This window comes from Pseudomonas sp. S2_F03 (genome assembly GCF_054668335.1).
Genome location: NZ_CP162759.1, coordinates 1,460,584 through 1,474,689, shown reverse-complemented (window position 1 = coordinate 1,474,689; position 14,106 = coordinate 1,460,584). Strand labels below are relative to the sequence as shown.

Sequence of the window (14,106 nt, the reverse complement as noted above, 5' to 3'; positions counted from 1 at the left end):
TTCAAAGTCGCCAAGTAGGCTACTTTGATGTAGAAATCAGCCCCCTGAGTCGCCACGACTTCAACCCTCTTGCGGCGAATGGAGACGCTAATGATTTTCCCGGACATGAGAGGCCTGCCCCTGCACCGTGTGATGATGCGCACGGTCACCGAGTTCATCGACGATGAAATGTCGACCTATGCCTCGGCGCTGGCCTATCAAATGTTGTTTTCGCTGTTTCCCTTCATCCTGTTCCTGATTGCCCTGATCGGTTTCCTGCACCTGCCGGACTTTTTCTCCTGGCTGCGCCTGCAATCGGAACTGGTCTTGCCGCCCCAGGCGCTGGAACAGGTCAACCCGGTGATTGACCAGCTCCAGCAATCCAAGGGCGGCTTGCTCTCGGTGGGTATCGTGATTGCGCTGTATACCGCCTCTGCCGGTGTGCGGCTGATGATGAGTGCGATGAACGCCGCCTACGATGTGGTCGAAGGCCGGCCGATATGGAAGCGTTTTCCACTGTCGGTCATTTACACCGTCGGCATTGCCGGGATGCTGCTGGCCGCCGCCGCGCTGATGGTCCTCGGGCCGCAAGTCATGGGCTGGATTGCCTCGCAAGTTGGCCTTGAAGACTTTATCGTCACCTTGTGGACCATCGTTCGCTGGCCGGTCATCGTGATTCTGTTGATGGTCGCGGTGGCGTTGATCTACTACGTCATGCCCGATGTCAAACAGGAGTTTCGCTTCATCACCCCGGGCTCGGTGCTGGCGGTGGTGGTGTGGATCATCGCGTCGCTGGGCTTTGGTTTGTACGTCAAGGAGTTCGCCAACTACAACGCCATGTATGGCAGTATCGGCGCGATCATCGTGCTGTTGCTGTACTTCTATATTTCAGCCGCAGTGCTGTTGCTCGGTGCGGAGATGAATGCGGTGATCGAGCACATGTCGCGCGAGGGCAAGGACCCGGGCGAGAAGGTTGCCGGCGAGCACGGTCCTGGCCACGAAGAGAAACATCACGTTTCCGGGCTGGGACGCGATCATTCGGTTAAAACACCCACTGACGAAGTCATCAAATGATCCGTGAAATCCTGAAAATGGGCGATGAGCGCCTGCTGCGCATTGCTCCGCCGGTGCCAGCCGAAATGTTCGACAGCCCCGAGCTGTGGCAGCTGATCGACGACATGTTCCAGACCATGGAAAGCGTCGGTGGGGTCGGCCTGGCGGCGCCGCAAATCGGTGTCGACCTGCAATTGGTGATCTTCGGCTTCGAGCACAGCGAGCGCTATCCCGACGCCGAAGCGGTGCCGCAGACAATTCTGATCAACCCGTTGATCACGCCGCTGAGCCCGTTGATGGAGGAGGGGTTCGAAGGCTGCCTGTCGGTGCCCGGCCTGCGTGGCGCGGTGCAACGTTACCAGCAAATTCGCTACGAGGGTGTCGACCCCAAGGGCGAGCCGATCGTGCGCACGGCTTCAGGGTTTCATGCGCGTGTGGTGCAGCATGAATGCGATCACCTGATCGGCCGTCTGTACCCGTCGCGCATTACCGACTTCAGCAAGTTCGGGTTTACCGAAGTCATGTTCCCGGACCTTGATCCCAACGCCGACGATTGATCCTGTAGGCGCCCCCAATCCTTGTAGGAGCGGCGGTGTGTTCAGGTTGTGCGCGGTTCCAGCCCCATCGCAATCATCGGTTTGCTGCGGGCATAGCGGCTCAGGCGTTCGACCATGGCGTAAGGCATTTGTGGATCGAAAACAAAGCCGCGACGTTCATAAAAATCACGCAAATCCGGATGGCAAAACAGCCACACCGGCAGTTCAAGGTCCTTGACCGCCGCTGCGATCAACGCGCCGGCCACCCCTTGCTCGCGACAGGCCGGATCAACGAACAGCCCCGTCAACCAATGCCCGCCCGCTACCGGCCGCAAACACAATGCGCCGACGATTTCTTCGCGCCGGGCGACCCACAATCGAGCGTCGCGCACGGCTTTCATCGACGATTGGTGAGCGCGATAAAACTTGTTCATCAGCGGCCATAGCGGCTCGTCGAGCACGGTGTACTGAGTGTCTGGCATGGTTTGGGCTGTCGGTGTGCAAAGCGGGCGATTATAAAAGAACGCGCGCGCAGCGATAGGTGTATACCTGATCTCACATCCCTGTGAGTGGAGTACGCATCATGTCCAAAGGTATGGATTCGAAGAAAGCAGCGAAGAAAAAGCCGGCGAAAACCGCCATCGAAAAGCGCGCAGACAAGAAGGCCAAGAAGGTGGATGTGTTCGGTCATTGATCCTGCGACAAGGGAGCCCGGCAATCGGGCTCCTGCGGCAGGTCTAACGAAAAATAGCCAAATAATCTGCAAGATTTCCCAAGGCTATTGCACAGAAGGGGACTGGTCCCGATCTGAGCAACGCCATGCCCCATTACTTCGACAGTGCCCATCGAGAAGAAATCGAAACCCTGCGTCAACGCCTGACGGCCCGCACCGAATGGCCGACCTGGCTGTTGTTGATCGGCGTGTATGGCGGCTGGTTCAGTATTGTCCTGGCGGGTGACCGTTTGGGCGTGTGGTGGAGCACCCTGCTACTGATTCCGTTGCTGGTGCTGTGGTTGTCGGTGCAGCACGAATTGCTGCACGGTCACCCGACCCGTTGGACCTCGCTGAACAAAGTCCTCGGTTATGCACCGTTCGCCGTCTGGTATCCCTACACCCTTTATCGCGACAGCCATTTGCTGCATCACCGTGACGAAGACCTGACCCTGCCGGGTCGCGATCCGGAAAGTCGCTACCTGAGCGTCGAACAGTGGCAGGGCCGTTCGCTGTTCGAACAGGGCCTGCACTGGCTGAACAAAACCGTCCTGGGGCGCTTGATTCTCGGTGCGCCGCTGGCCTTGCTGGCACTGGCCCGGGAGGAGTGCCAGCGACTGAAAGCCGGTCAGCGACAGGCGTGGCTGATGTGGCTGAGCCATGGCGCACTGACGATTCTGATGCTGGTGTTCATCGCCCGCTACAGCGTGTTGCCGGTGTGGCATTACCTGTTCCTGATCAGCGTGCCGGCGCTGTCGATTGCGATGATTCGCTCCTATTATGAGCATCGCCCGCATGCCGAACCCGAGCAGCGTACGGTGCTCAACGAGGCCGGGTGGCCATGGCGCTGGCTGTTCCTGAACCTCAATTTTCATCTGGTGCATCACGACTTGCCGGGGTTGGCGTGGTACGACTTGCCACGTGCTTACCGGGCACGCCGCGAGCAGTGGCTGGCGCGCAGTGGCGGATTTCTGGTGCAGGGTTATGGGCAGTTGTGGCGTGAGAACGGTGTGAGGGCCATCGACAGCCCACAGCATCCGTTTAGCTAATGCATAGTCACCATTGAACCCTGTGGGAGCGGGCTTGCCCGCGATTGCTTTTTTCACATCCAACGCATCTGATGACTGGTCTAACGCTATCTCGGGCGAGCCCGCTCCCACAGGGTTACTGGTTGTGTGGAAGATTTCGATGACTCAACACATTGCCGAATTACTGATGTACGTCGCGCCAGAGCCGATCCGCCAGGCCAATGAACGCTGGTTGACGCGAATCCTTGAACGGCTCGGCAGCGATCGTCTTGATGCCAAAGACCTGTCACTGACAGACCTCTGGCTCTCTCCGCATCTGCTGCTGACCCAAACCTGCGGCTATCCGCTGATGACGGCGCTGCGCGGGCGGGTCCGGGTGATCGGACGGCCTCGCTATGAACTGCCGGACAGCAGCGGCGGCAACCATTGCAGCTTGCTGTTGAGTCGTGCCGATGACGCTCGGCGGACCTTGCCCGACTTTTGCGACAGTCGTGGCGTGATCAATGGTGAAGATTCCAACAGCGGCATGAACCTGCTGCGCCATCGACTGGCACCGCTGCATCGCGATGGCCAGTTCTTTGCCAGCGTGGCCATCAGCGGCAGCCACCGCGAAAGCCTGCGCTGGCTGCGTGAAGACCTGGCCGACCTGGCGGCCATTGATAGCGTCACTTACGCCTATCTGGCGCGGTACGCCGAAGAAGAGGTCGCGGGGCTGCACGTCATCGCGCGCAGTGCATTGAGTCCGACGTTGCCCTTTATCACGACGGCGGCGGCGAGTGATCAAGAGGTTGAACAGATTCGGCTCGTCATGAATCAAACCTTGAAAGAATTGCCTGACGTCGTCGAAATCCTCGGACTTGAGGAAGTACTGCCCGCAGAGGAAAGCGACTATCAGGTGGTACTCGACTACCAGCAAGAGGCTGAAATGTCGGGTTATGGTCGCTTGCGTTGAAATTCTTAAAAAGCATATAAAAATGCCTTTTAAATATTATTAAAGAATAAGGCTCCTTGTTAGGATCGCACCACCGGATCACCGGACATTCAGCGACCCCTAACCCAGGAGCCCCTATGTCCGGCCCCGATCTATCCCATCGTCACTCTGTGGACGGCTTGTTCCGCGCCCACTACCGCTGGCTCTGCACTTACCTGCGCCGTCATCTGCACGACGTGGCGGGCGCCGAAGATATTGCCGCCGACACCTTCGTACAACTGCTTGAAGCGCCCGGTCTGAGCGCGATTCGCCAACCCCGCGCCTTGCTCACCACCATCGCCCAACGCCTGCTCTATCAGCGCTGGCGGCGTGCGGATCTGGAGCGCCGGCATCTGCAGCAGATCGATGCGGATTGCGCCGCTTCGCCCGAAGAACTCGCGCAGGTCTCACAAGCCTTGAACCGCCTCGATCACAGCCTGCAGCGTTTGCCGGGCAAGGTCCGTTCGACCTTCCTGCTGGCTCGCGTCGACGGTTTGACCTACCCGCAAATCGCCGTCGAGCTGGGCATTTCCCAGCGTTCGGTCAGCGTTTACATGACCCGCTCCCAAGCGCTGTGCGATCGCCACAGCGCCAACCAACTCCTGTTAGACAAGAGGTCCGCATGAGATCGATCAAAACCCTGCTCGGCAGTTCGCTGTTGGCGCTGAGCCTTAGCGTCGGCGCGGTATCGGCGACGGAGAAAACCGCGCCGATTCACTTCGGCGATATCACGTGGGAGAGCGGCAGCCTCATCACCGAAATCCTGCGCCTGATTGTCGAGAAAGGTTACGGCTACCCGACCGACACGTTGCCGGGCAGCACCGTCAGTCTTGAGGCGGCGCTGGCCAAAAACGACATTCAGGTGATCGGCGAAGAGTGGGCCGGGCGCAGTCCGGCGTGGGTCAAGGCCTCTGCCGAGGGCAAGGTGTTTGGTTTGGGTGATACCGTCAAAGGTGCCACCGAAGGTTGGTGGGTGCCGGAATACGTGATCAAGGGCGACCCGGAACGTGGCATCAAACCGTTGGCCCCGGAACTGAAATCCGTTGCAGACCTGGCGAAGTACAAGGATGTGTTTCGCGACCCGGAAGACCCGAGCCGTGGTCGCTTCCTCAACAGCCCCACGGGCTGGACGTCGGAGATCGTCAACAGCCAGAAGCTCAAGGCGTATGACCTGACCGCCAGCTACGTCAACTTCCGCACCGGCTCGGGTGCGGCGCTGGATGCCGAGGTAGCTTCATCGATCCGCCGTGGCAAACCGGTGTTGTTCTACTACTGGTCGCCAACGCCGCTGTTGGGGCGCTTCAAACTGGTGAAACTGGACGAGCCGCCGTTCGACGCCGACGCCTGGAAGACCTTGGCTGATGCCAGCAATCCCAATCCCAAGGGCACGCGCTCGATGCCTGCCAGCCTGGCCATCGGTGTGTCTGCGCCGTTCAAGGCGCAGTACCCGGACCTGGTGGCGTTCTTTGAAAAGGTCGATTTGCCGATCGATTTGCTGAACCGGACGCTGGGGCAAATGAGCGAAAAACGCCTGCCACCGCGTGAGGTGGCGCAGGCGTTTTTACGTGAGCAGCCGCAGGTGTGGAAGGCTTGGGTGCCGGGGGAGGTGGCGACCAAGGTGAGTGCAAGTTTGTAGTTTATCGGGCACGTCGTCGATGCGATCAGCCAGTTCAACTCGACGTTGCAACTGAACTGACTCTCGCAGCGACACATTCGCTGTAGCAGCTGGCGCAGCCTGCGTTCGGGTGCGCAGCAGCCGTAAAATCCGAATGCCCGGTTCTTCTGTCGGACCGCGTAAACCGGATTTACGGCTGCTGCGCAACCGAACGCAGGCTGCGCCAGCGGCTACAAAACGGGTGTGGTATGTGCCGTTAAAGCGATGCCAGGAACTTGTCGACTACTTGAGTGCCGCTTTTTTCGCTACTGCCGGCTTCTTTCTCGACCTGCGCCAGTTTCATCTTGTCCTGCAGGCGATCGGCGATTTCCTGGGCGACTGCCTGTTGTTTCTCCGGCGGCATGGCTTTCAAGTCTTCCTCGGTAATACCCATTTCCTTCAGGATACTGTCGCGCAGACGCTGTTCCGGCGTTTTGCTCATGTAGTTCTTGAAGTCGGTCATGGCCGCGCTGTCGGAGGACTGGGCTTTGACATCGGCCGGAACTTTGGACGGATCGGCGGCTTGCAGCGCCACGCGGGTCTTGGCGAACGCTTCATCAACGTTGTCGCTGATTTTGCTCGCATCACTGACTTGTTGCGTGGCCTGTTGGGTCGCGGACGATTGCACCTGCGCCTGCACGTTGGTTTGCAGTGCCTGCATCATTGCACCCTGCAAGCCGCTTTGCAGACCGGCGGCGGCTTCGGCTGCCGGATCTTCGCCGGGACGCTTGGGCAGGGGAAGCATTTGGACTTGTTTTGCACTGACCAACATGATGGGTAGACCTGTGGGTAATGGCTGACCGATGGGCAGGAGCAAATACTGTGCCGCAGCGCAAAGCCTCGGGTTTGCAAAGGCTTTGCAAGGGGAGGGCGCAGGTCCGGCGGTCAGGGGTTGCCGTCAGGCGGCAGAGATCTACCGCGGCGCCGTCAAGGCAGGCCGTTACATCCGTGTTTCAAGAAGCCCTGGCGTTGGGCCAGGCGCTGAAAATACTCGTCGATGACGGGGAAGTCCGGCCGTTCCATCGGCGTCATCAACCAGCGATTGACGGACAGCCCGACGACAATGTCCGCCAGCGTGAACTCGGACCCGGTGACAAACGCCCCGGTTGCCGAGAGCTGATGGGCAAGAATGTCCATCTTCTGGTTCCAGCCACGCAGGCCGACGGCGATGCGATGCGGGTCCTGATATTCCGGGTCTTTGCGCACCAATGCGCTAAACGCGTAGCTCCAGGACGAATTGAGGTCGGTTGCTTGCCAATCCATCCATTGCTCCACGCGCGCGCGCGCCAGCGGTTCGTGTGGCAGCAGGTGAGTGTTGTGGTGTTTGCCGGTCAGATAGCGGCAGATGGTGTTGGATTCCCACAGCACGACGGTGCCGTCGATGATCACTGGCACCTGGGCATTGGGGTTGAACCTGAGGAATTCCGGGCTATGGGTTGAGGCAAAACCGCTGCCCCAGTCCTCGCGTTCGTAGGCGATGCCCAGTTCCTCGCAGGTCCAGAGGACTTTTCTGACATTGATTGACGAGGCTTTGCCGAGAATCTTCAGTACAGGGTCCATTGAGCTACTCCGTTAGCGAATACGCTTCGGGACTTTAAGGTTAGTTGAAAACGTAATCACGTGCTTTCGCGCACCTTCAACTCAAACCCCATGTCTTGCACCGGTTTGGCCACGCTATTCCCGGCCATCAGGGTCAGCATCAATTCCGCCGAGCGCCGGCCGATGGCCTCTCGCGGTGTGTTGATGCTGCTCAGGCGCGGGACCATGTGGGCGGAGGCGGGCAGGTCGTTGAAGCCGAGGATGGCTATTTGTTCCGGCACCTTGATGCCATGGCGCAGGGCTTCGAGCAGTGCGCCCTGGGCCAGGTCGTCGTTGCCGAAAAAGATCGCATCGACATCGGGGTGACTGGCCAGCAGTTGCAGGAACAGTTCTCCGCCTAATCCGACGGAGGAGGCGCGCGGGGTCAGCACTTCCAGATCAGGGTCGTACAAACCGGCCTTTTGCAGGGCTTTGCGAAAACCCTCGCCGCGCAACAAGGTGCGCTGGTCCAGTTGTGCGCCGATGTAGGCCAAGCGCTTGCGGCCACGGGACAGCAAGTGCCCGGCAGCGGTTTCGCCGGCCGCCAGTTGTGAGAAGCCGACGCAGTTCACGCCGGCCGCGCTGTCCAGTTCCATCATGTACACGCACGGGATGTTGCTCGCCTCGATCATCCGCCGCGAACTTTCGGTGCGGTCGAAACCGGTCAGCAACAGACCGCGAGGCTGATACGCCATGTAGTTGCGCAGCAGGTTTTCTTCTTCATCGCGCGAGTAATGGAAGTTGCCGATCAGCACTTCGAAGCCTTTGGGGCGCAAAACCTGATGAATGGCTTCCAGGGTGTCGATGAACAGCAAGTTGGATAATGAAGGCACCAACACCACCACCGAATGGCTCTGGGCCGAGGCCAGGGCGCGGGCGGCGGGGTTGACCACGTAGTTGAGTTCCAGCGCGGCTTTCTGGACTTTTTCCACCAGTTCGGTGGCCACCGTGCTGACGCCACGCAGGGCGCGGGAGGCGGTGATCGGGCTGACGCCGGCCAGTCGGGCAACTTCATTGAGGGTAGGGCGGCCAGTGGTGCGCGTATTTTTATCGTTTTTAGTTGGGGTCATCGACGGCTTGCCAAACAAAATTCAAGGCACTAAGGTAGCGCTGTCCCGAAGCAGCTGCAAATGCGTAAGCGAGTTTTGCCTGAACCTCGCTTCTTGGCGTTGGGAACGAACATGCTGCAACCCACAAAAATGACAAGAAGGCGTCGGCAACTACTGCTTTTGGTCTAGTGTCATAACTGGCAAAGGTAGCGCTGTCTGCGCGCTGAGGTGTTACATGAATCATCCCATCACCGCCCTGGTCATCATGGGCGTTGCCGGTTGCGGCAAGACGTGCGTCAGCGAGGCCTTGTGCCAACTCAGCGGCGCCACTGCCATTGAAGGCGATACTTTCCACCCTGCCGCCAATATCGAAAAGATGAGCGCGGGTATCCCCCTGAACGACGAAGACCGTGCCGGCTGGCTCGACAGCCTGTGCGATGAACTGCGCCGCATCGATGCCAAGGGCGAACGCCCGGTGCTGACGTGCTCGGCCCTCAAGCACATTTATCGCGAGCGCTTGCGCAGTGCCTTGCCGGGCCTGGGTTTCGTGTTCCTTGAACTGACCCCTGAAGTCGCCGCTGACCGCGTGTCCCACCGCCCGGGCCACTTCATGCCGTCGACATTGATCGAAAGCCAGTTCGCCACCCTCGAATCGCCCGTGGGCGAGCCGTTGACCCTGGCGCTGGATGCATCGGTCTACAGCGTCGAGCAATTGGCCGCACAGGCGCATGTCTGGTGGCAGGCCCATGGCCTGAAACACGCTGTATGAGCGTTCCCGGAAAAGATAGCGCTGTCCTGATGGCGTGCGAATTACCCGCTTTAATAACAACAACAACCAGGAGACACCCCTAATGTTTGGCATGTCCCACGAGACGTTCCTGCTGCTCGATGCAGTGGTCACGGTGATCGGGCTTATCGTCTTGATCACCAAGTTCAAGTTGCACCCATTCCTCGCACTGATCATCGCCGCAGCCTTCCTCGGGCTGACCTCCGGCATGCCGATAGGCACCATCATCAAGGCGTTCCAGGACGGCTTCGGTGGCGTGCTGGGTTTCGTCGGCATCATCCTCGCGCTGGGCACCATGCTCGGCAAAATGATGGCCGAATCAGGCGGTGCGGATCAGATTGCGCAGACGTTGATCCGCGCCTTCGGCAAGGACAAGGTGCAGTGGGCGATGATGTTCGCCGCGTTCCTGGTCGGCATTCCGCTGTTCTTCGAAATCGGCTTTGTGCTGCTGATTCCGCTGGTGTTCATCGTGGCCCGCCGCACCGGCGTGTCGATCATCAAGATCGGTATCCCGTTGCTGGCCGGCCTGTCCGCCGTACACGGCCTGGTGCCGCCGCACCCGGGTCCGCTGCTGGCGATCGGTGTGTTCGGTGCCGACATCGGTAAAACCATTCTGTACGGTCTGATCGTTGCACTGCCAACCGCCATCATCGCTGGCCCGATCTTTGGTACGTTCATTGCCAAGCACATTCCCGGTCATCCGAACCAGGAGCTGGTGGATCAACTGGCGCGCGAAACGGATTCGGCTGAACTGCCGAGCTTCGGCATCACTCTGGTGACCGTGCTGCTGCCGGTGTTCCTGATGCTGCTCAAGACGTTTGCCGACGTGGTGCTGCCCGATGGCAACATCTTCCGCGCTTTCATGGACCTGATCGGTCACCCGATTTCGGCATTGCTGCTGGCATTGCTGCTGTCGCTGTACACCTTCGGCTACAAGCAGGGCATCGGTTCCAGCCAAATGATGAAATGGCTGGACGCGAGCCTGGCGCCGACCGCCGCGATCATTCTGATCATCGGTGCCGGTGGTGGCTTCAAGCAGATGCTGGTGACCAGCGGTGTGGGTGACGTGATCGGCCACATGGCGGTGAATGCACAGATTTCGCCGATTCTGTTGGCGTGGCTGGTGGCGGCGGTGATTCGTATCGCGACCGGTTCGGCGACCGTGGCAACCATTACCGGTGCGGGCATTGTGGTGCCGGTGGTGGGGATGATTCCGGGTGTGAACCGTGAGCTGCTGGTATTGGCCACCGGTGCCGGTTCGTTGATCCTGTCTCACGTCAACGACGCAGGTTTCTGGCTGGTGAAGCAGTACTTCAACATGACCGTGGCGGAAACCTTCAAGACCTGGACCGCGATGGAAACCATCCTGTCCGTGGTGGGCCTGTGCTTTATCCTGCTGTTGTCGCTGTTCGTTTAAGCAACACCGCAAAACAAATGTGGGAGCTGGCTTGCCTGCGATGGCATCGACTCGGTCTGACGTTAAACCGAGTTGTCTGCATCGCGGGCAAGCCCGGCTCCCACAGTGTTATGTGTTGTCAGTTGGTTTTGGCGACTAACCCATCCGCCCTGAACATCCCGCGAATCCCGCGCACCGCCTGACGAATCCGGTCCTGGTTTTCGATCAGCGCGAAGCGCACATGATCGTCCCCATACTCACCAAACCCCACGCCTGGCGAAACGCAGACCTTGGCCTCGGCCAGCAGTTTCTTGGCGAATTCCAGCGAGCCGAGGTGCGCATACGCCTCGGGAATCTTGGCCCAGACGTACATCGACGCCTTCGGGTTCTCGACCATCCAGCCCAGTTCATGCAGACCTTTGACCAGCACGTTACGCCGCTGCCGATACTGCTCGGCGATGTCCTTGACGCATTGCTGGTCGCCTTCCAGCGCCGCAATCGCCGCGACTTGCAGCGGAGTGAACGTGCCGTAGTCGTGGTAACTCTTGATCCGCGCCAGGGCGTTGACCAGTTCCGGATTGCCGACCATGAAACCGATCCGCCAACCCGCCATGTTGTAGCTCTTGGACAGGGTGAAAAACTCCACCGCAATGTCCTTGGCGCCCGGCACTTGCATGATCGAGGGGGCTTTCCAGCCGTCGTAGACGATGTCGGCGTAAGCCAGGTCGTGTACCACCAAAACGTCGTACTGCTTGGCGAGGGCGATCACGCGCTCAAAGAAATCCAGCTCCACACATTGAGCAGTAGGGTTGGACGGGAAGCCGAGGATCATCATTTTCGGTTTCGGGATCGAGCCGCGAATGGCTCGTTCCAGTTCGGCGAAGAAGTCCACGCCCGGAATCAACGGCACCGAACGCACCTGGGCGCCGGCAATCACGGCACCGTAGATGTGAATCGGATAGCTGGGGTTGGGCACCAGAACGGTGTCGCCCTGATCGAGGGTGGCCAGCATCAAGTGCGCCAGGCCTTCCTTGGAACCGATGGTGACGATGGCTTCGCTTTCCGGGTCGATGTCGACCTCGTAGCGATCCTTGTACCAGTTGGAAATCGCCCGGCGCAGACGCGGAATGCCCTTGGACGTCGAGTAGCCGTGGGTGTCTTCGCGCTGGGCGACCTGTACGAGTTTTTCGACAATGTGCGGCGGCGTGGCACCGTCAGGGTTGCCCATGCTCAAGTCGATGATGTCTTCGCCACGACGACGGGCGGCCATCTTCAGCTCGGCAGTGATGTTGAAAACGTAAGGGGGAGTCGATCTATGCGCGCAAAGCGGCGCGGCGAACCTTGTTCGGCCATTGTTGCCTCGAATAACGTAAGCGCCCGGAACCGTCCGAGCGACGCTGGCCACTGCGGTGGCCTGTTGCGGAAGATAAGGGCTGATGTGGCACACTGTCCAGCCACTGCGTAAACAAATTTGTCCGAAGGAAATCGGTTGATGGAATTCACCAGCGGCTTCTTGCTGAGCCTTTCGCTGTGCCTGGATATCGGCGTGGCCAATATCGCGATGATCACATTGGCCATGCAGCGCGGCTATTTTCAGGGCTTTGCGCTGGGGTTGGGGACCTGTGTCGGCGACCTGATCTACGCGGTGCTGGCGTTGGCGGGCATGACCGTTTTGCTGCAATACGAAACCGTGCGTTGGGTACTGTGGATCGGCGGTTCGGCGTTGCTGATCTATTTCGCGGCGAAGATGATCTATTCGGCGATTCACCACGAAGCGGCCTTGGCCCAGGCCGAAGAGGTGGGGCAGAACTCCCATCGCAAAGAGTTTTTCCGCGGGATCTTCCTCGCCATGTCCTCGCCCAGCGCCATCCTGTGGTTCGCGGCAGTCGGCGGCACGCTGATTGCCCGTTCCGGCGGCGGTGGCGCCCTCAGCTCGGCGCTGTTTCTCGGCGGTTTTCTTTGCGCCGGACTGCTCTGGAGCGCCGGCCTGTGCTTCGCTGCCAGCCACGGCGGCAAGTTGCTGGGCGACAAATTGCTGCGCTACTCGTACATGGCATCGGCGGCGATCTTCTGCTATTTCGCGGTCTACGTGATTCTATCGGGCTACAACGAGTTTGTGGGGGCGGGTGCCGTCGAACAGTTGCACGCCCTGTAACTGGGCGAATCGGGTTTGGCTTCTATACTCCCAGCCGAACCCACTTTTTAGCCCAAGGAGTCGAGTCATGGATGAACAAATACGCGCCGAAGTGTCGGAACCGCGCTTCGAACACGGTCACTTCCTGCTGATAGCGGGGTTTGGCGGGGCATTTACCCAACAAACCGTGAAAGGCATTCCCGACCTCTGGGAAAAATTCAGTCCCCACATTGGCAAGGTGCCGGGGCAAAAAGGCGAAATGACCTACGGCGTCTGCTGCAATTTCGACGGCAAGGGCGGTTTCGATTACATCGCCGGGGTCGAGATCAGCAAGCTCGATGACTTACCGGACACATACCGCTGGGTAGAGGTGCAGCCCCAGCAATACGTAGTGTTCGAACACAAAGGGCCGCTGGCCGCCTTGCCGCAAACCTTCCAATACATCCATGGCACGTGGCTGCCTCAGTCTGGGCGCGAGCTGTTGGTTGCCCCGGAGTTCGAGCGCTACAGCGAAGACTTCAACCCCAAGCTCAACACCGGCAAGCTGGAAATCTGGTTGCCGATCAAAGCGTAAACAAGACGGCGAGAGACTGATTAGTAGAATCGTCTCTCGCTGTCGCGCGGGTGCTGATTTATGATCCCCAGCCTTTCCCACGCTGATTCCGAGCTGCCATGAACACCGTCATCCGCAACGTCACCGCCACTGATCTGGACCGCTGCTACGCCATTGAAACCGTTGCCTACGAAGGCGATGAAGCCGCCACCCGGGAAAAAATCGCCACCCGCATCGCCACCTGGCCCGAAGGTTTCATCGTGGCCGAAGTCGACGGCGTTGTAGCCGGTTTCATCAACTCCGGTGCGGCGTTTCAGGTGGAAATGTCGGACGAAGCGTTCAAGGAACTGATCGGCCACGACCCGGCCGGTCCGCAAGTCGTGATCATGTCGGTGGTGGTACACCCGGATTATCAGGGGCTGGGGTTGGCGAAGCGGTTGATGGGCGAGTTCATCGAGCGGATGCGTGCGTTGGGCAAGACCCACATCCACCTGATGTGCAAGGAGCGGCATGTCCCGTTGTACGCTGGGTTTGGCTTTGCCTACGTCAAACCGTCGGCTTCGGACCATGGCGGGATGGCCTGGCACGAGATGGTGCTGGATTTATAAGACCGCCGAAGATCCCCCTGTAGGAGTGAGCCTGCCCGCGATAGCGTCGGCACATTCAACATTGATGTG

The 14,106-nt window shown here is 59.5% G+C and carries 15 protein-coding genes and 1 pseudogene; 11 read left to right on the top strand and 5 right to left on the bottom strand.

Going from position 1 to position 14,106, the window contains the following annotated elements:
* Positions 1-90: 90 nt before the first annotated feature.
* Both AB4N76_RS07145 and def read left to right on the top strand, forming a co-directional pair.
* Positions 91-1,053 (top strand): YihY/virulence factor BrkB family protein, encoded by a 963-nt coding sequence (locus AB4N76_RS07145; protein ID WP_046032013.1) that lies wholly within the window; start codon positions 91-93, stop codon positions 1,051-1,053.
* Positions 1,050-1,589, top strand: coding sequence for a peptide deformylase (def, locus tag AB4N76_RS07140; protein WP_046032012.1), 540 nt, complete (start codon positions 1,050-1,052; stop codon positions 1,587-1,589). The genes AB4N76_RS07145 and def overlap by 4 nt, the downstream gene beginning before the upstream one ends.
* A 41-nt stretch (positions 1,590-1,630) precedes the next feature.
* On the opposite strand, the gene AB4N76_RS07135 is transcribed toward def, so the two are convergent.
* Complete coding sequence (locus tag AB4N76_RS07135; protein ID WP_046032011.1) at positions 1,631-2,050, bottom strand: GNAT family N-acetyltransferase; 420 nt, start codon at positions 2,048-2,050, stop codon at positions 1,631-1,633.
* A gap of 337 nt (positions 2,051-2,387) precedes the next feature.
* Between AB4N76_RS07135 and AB4N76_RS07130 the strand changes: the two genes are divergently transcribed.
* The 4 genes from AB4N76_RS07130 to AB4N76_RS07115 all read left to right on the top strand — a co-directional run bounded on the left by AB4N76_RS07130 (position 2,388) and on the right by AB4N76_RS07115 (position 5,914).
* Complete coding sequence (locus tag AB4N76_RS07130) at positions 2,388-3,329, top strand: fatty acid desaturase (RefSeq protein ID WP_460164318.1); 942 nt, start codon at positions 2,388-2,390, stop codon at positions 3,327-3,329.
* A 139-nt stretch (positions 3,330-3,468) separates the two neighbouring features.
* Complete coding sequence (locus tag AB4N76_RS07125; protein ID WP_046032009.1) at positions 3,469-4,260, top strand: phosphate/phosphite/phosphonate ABC transporter substrate-binding protein; 792 nt, start codon at positions 3,469-3,471, stop codon at positions 4,258-4,260.
* A gap of 116 nt (positions 4,261-4,376) precedes the next feature.
* Positions 4,377-4,904, top strand: a complete 528-nt coding sequence (locus AB4N76_RS07120; RefSeq protein WP_460164317.1) for a sigma-70 family RNA polymerase sigma factor — start codon at positions 4,377-4,379, stop codon at positions 4,902-4,904.
* Positions 4,901-5,914, top strand: coding sequence for an ABC transporter substrate-binding protein (locus AB4N76_RS07115; RefSeq protein WP_460164316.1), 1,014 nt, complete (start codon positions 4,901-4,903; stop codon positions 5,912-5,914). Before AB4N76_RS07120 ends, AB4N76_RS07115 begins: the two co-directional genes overlap by 4 nt.
* A 235-nt stretch (positions 5,915-6,149) precedes the next feature.
* Here AB4N76_RS07115 and AB4N76_RS07110 read toward each other — a convergent pair whose 3' ends face one another.
* From AB4N76_RS07110 to gntR, 3 genes are all read right to left on the bottom strand, one after another.
* Entirely contained in the window at positions 6,150-6,704 is a 555-nt protein-coding gene (locus AB4N76_RS07110; RefSeq protein ID WP_460164315.1) for a hypothetical protein, read from the bottom strand.
* Positions 6,705-6,859: 155 nt separating this feature from the next.
* Positions 6,860-7,492, bottom strand: coding sequence for a glutathione S-transferase family protein (locus tag AB4N76_RS07105; RefSeq protein WP_046032005.1), 633 nt, complete (start codon positions 7,490-7,492; stop codon positions 6,860-6,862).
* A 56-nt stretch (positions 7,493-7,548) separates the two neighbouring features.
* A complete protein-coding gene (gntR, locus tag AB4N76_RS07100) occupies positions 7,549-8,580 on the bottom strand; it encodes an HTH-type transcriptional regulator GntR (protein ID WP_046032004.1) in 1,032 nt (343 codons plus the stop codon).
* Positions 8,581-8,794: 214 nt separating this feature from the next.
* On the opposite strand from gntR, the gene AB4N76_RS07095 reads away from it, so the two are divergent.
* Both AB4N76_RS07095 and AB4N76_RS07090 read left to right on the top strand, forming a co-directional pair.
* Positions 8,795-9,328 carry a gluconokinase gene (locus tag AB4N76_RS07095; RefSeq protein WP_046032003.1) on the top strand — a complete coding sequence of 178 codons (534 nt, stop codon included), beginning with the start codon at positions 8,795-8,797 and terminating at the stop codon, positions 9,326-9,328.
* Between the two features lie 82 nt (positions 9,329-9,410).
* Positions 9,411-10,763 carry a GntP family permease gene (locus AB4N76_RS07090; RefSeq protein ID WP_046042277.1) on the top strand — a complete coding sequence of 451 codons (1,353 nt, stop codon included), beginning with the start codon at positions 9,411-9,413 and terminating at the stop codon, positions 10,761-10,763.
* Positions 10,764-10,881: 118 nt separating this feature from the next.
* Here AB4N76_RS07090 and alaC read toward each other — a convergent pair.
* A pseudogene (alaC, locus tag AB4N76_RS07085) lies at positions 10,882-12,095 on the bottom strand (alanine transaminase).
* A 139-nt stretch (positions 12,096-12,234) separates the two neighbouring features.
* On the opposite strand from alaC, the gene AB4N76_RS07080 reads away from it, so the two are divergent.
* The 3 genes from AB4N76_RS07080 to AB4N76_RS07070 all read left to right on the top strand — a co-directional run bounded on the left by AB4N76_RS07080 (position 12,235) and on the right by AB4N76_RS07070 (position 14,037).
* Positions 12,235-12,897 carry a LysE family translocator gene (locus tag AB4N76_RS07080; RefSeq protein WP_046032000.1) on the top strand — a complete coding sequence of 221 codons (663 nt, stop codon included), beginning with the start codon at positions 12,235-12,237 and terminating at the stop codon, positions 12,895-12,897.
* Between the two features lie 67 nt (positions 12,898-12,964).
* Positions 12,965-13,450, top strand: coding sequence for a GyrI-like domain-containing protein (locus AB4N76_RS07075; RefSeq protein WP_077431398.1), 486 nt, complete (start codon positions 12,965-12,967; stop codon positions 13,448-13,450).
* Between the two features lie 98 nt (positions 13,451-13,548).
* The gene (locus AB4N76_RS07070) at positions 13,549-14,037 is read left to right on the top strand and encodes a GNAT family N-acetyltransferase (RefSeq protein ID WP_077431399.1); all 489 of its coding nucleotides are present in this window, start codon (positions 13,549-13,551) and stop codon (positions 14,035-14,037) included.
* Positions 14,038-14,106 lie beyond the last annotated feature (69 nt).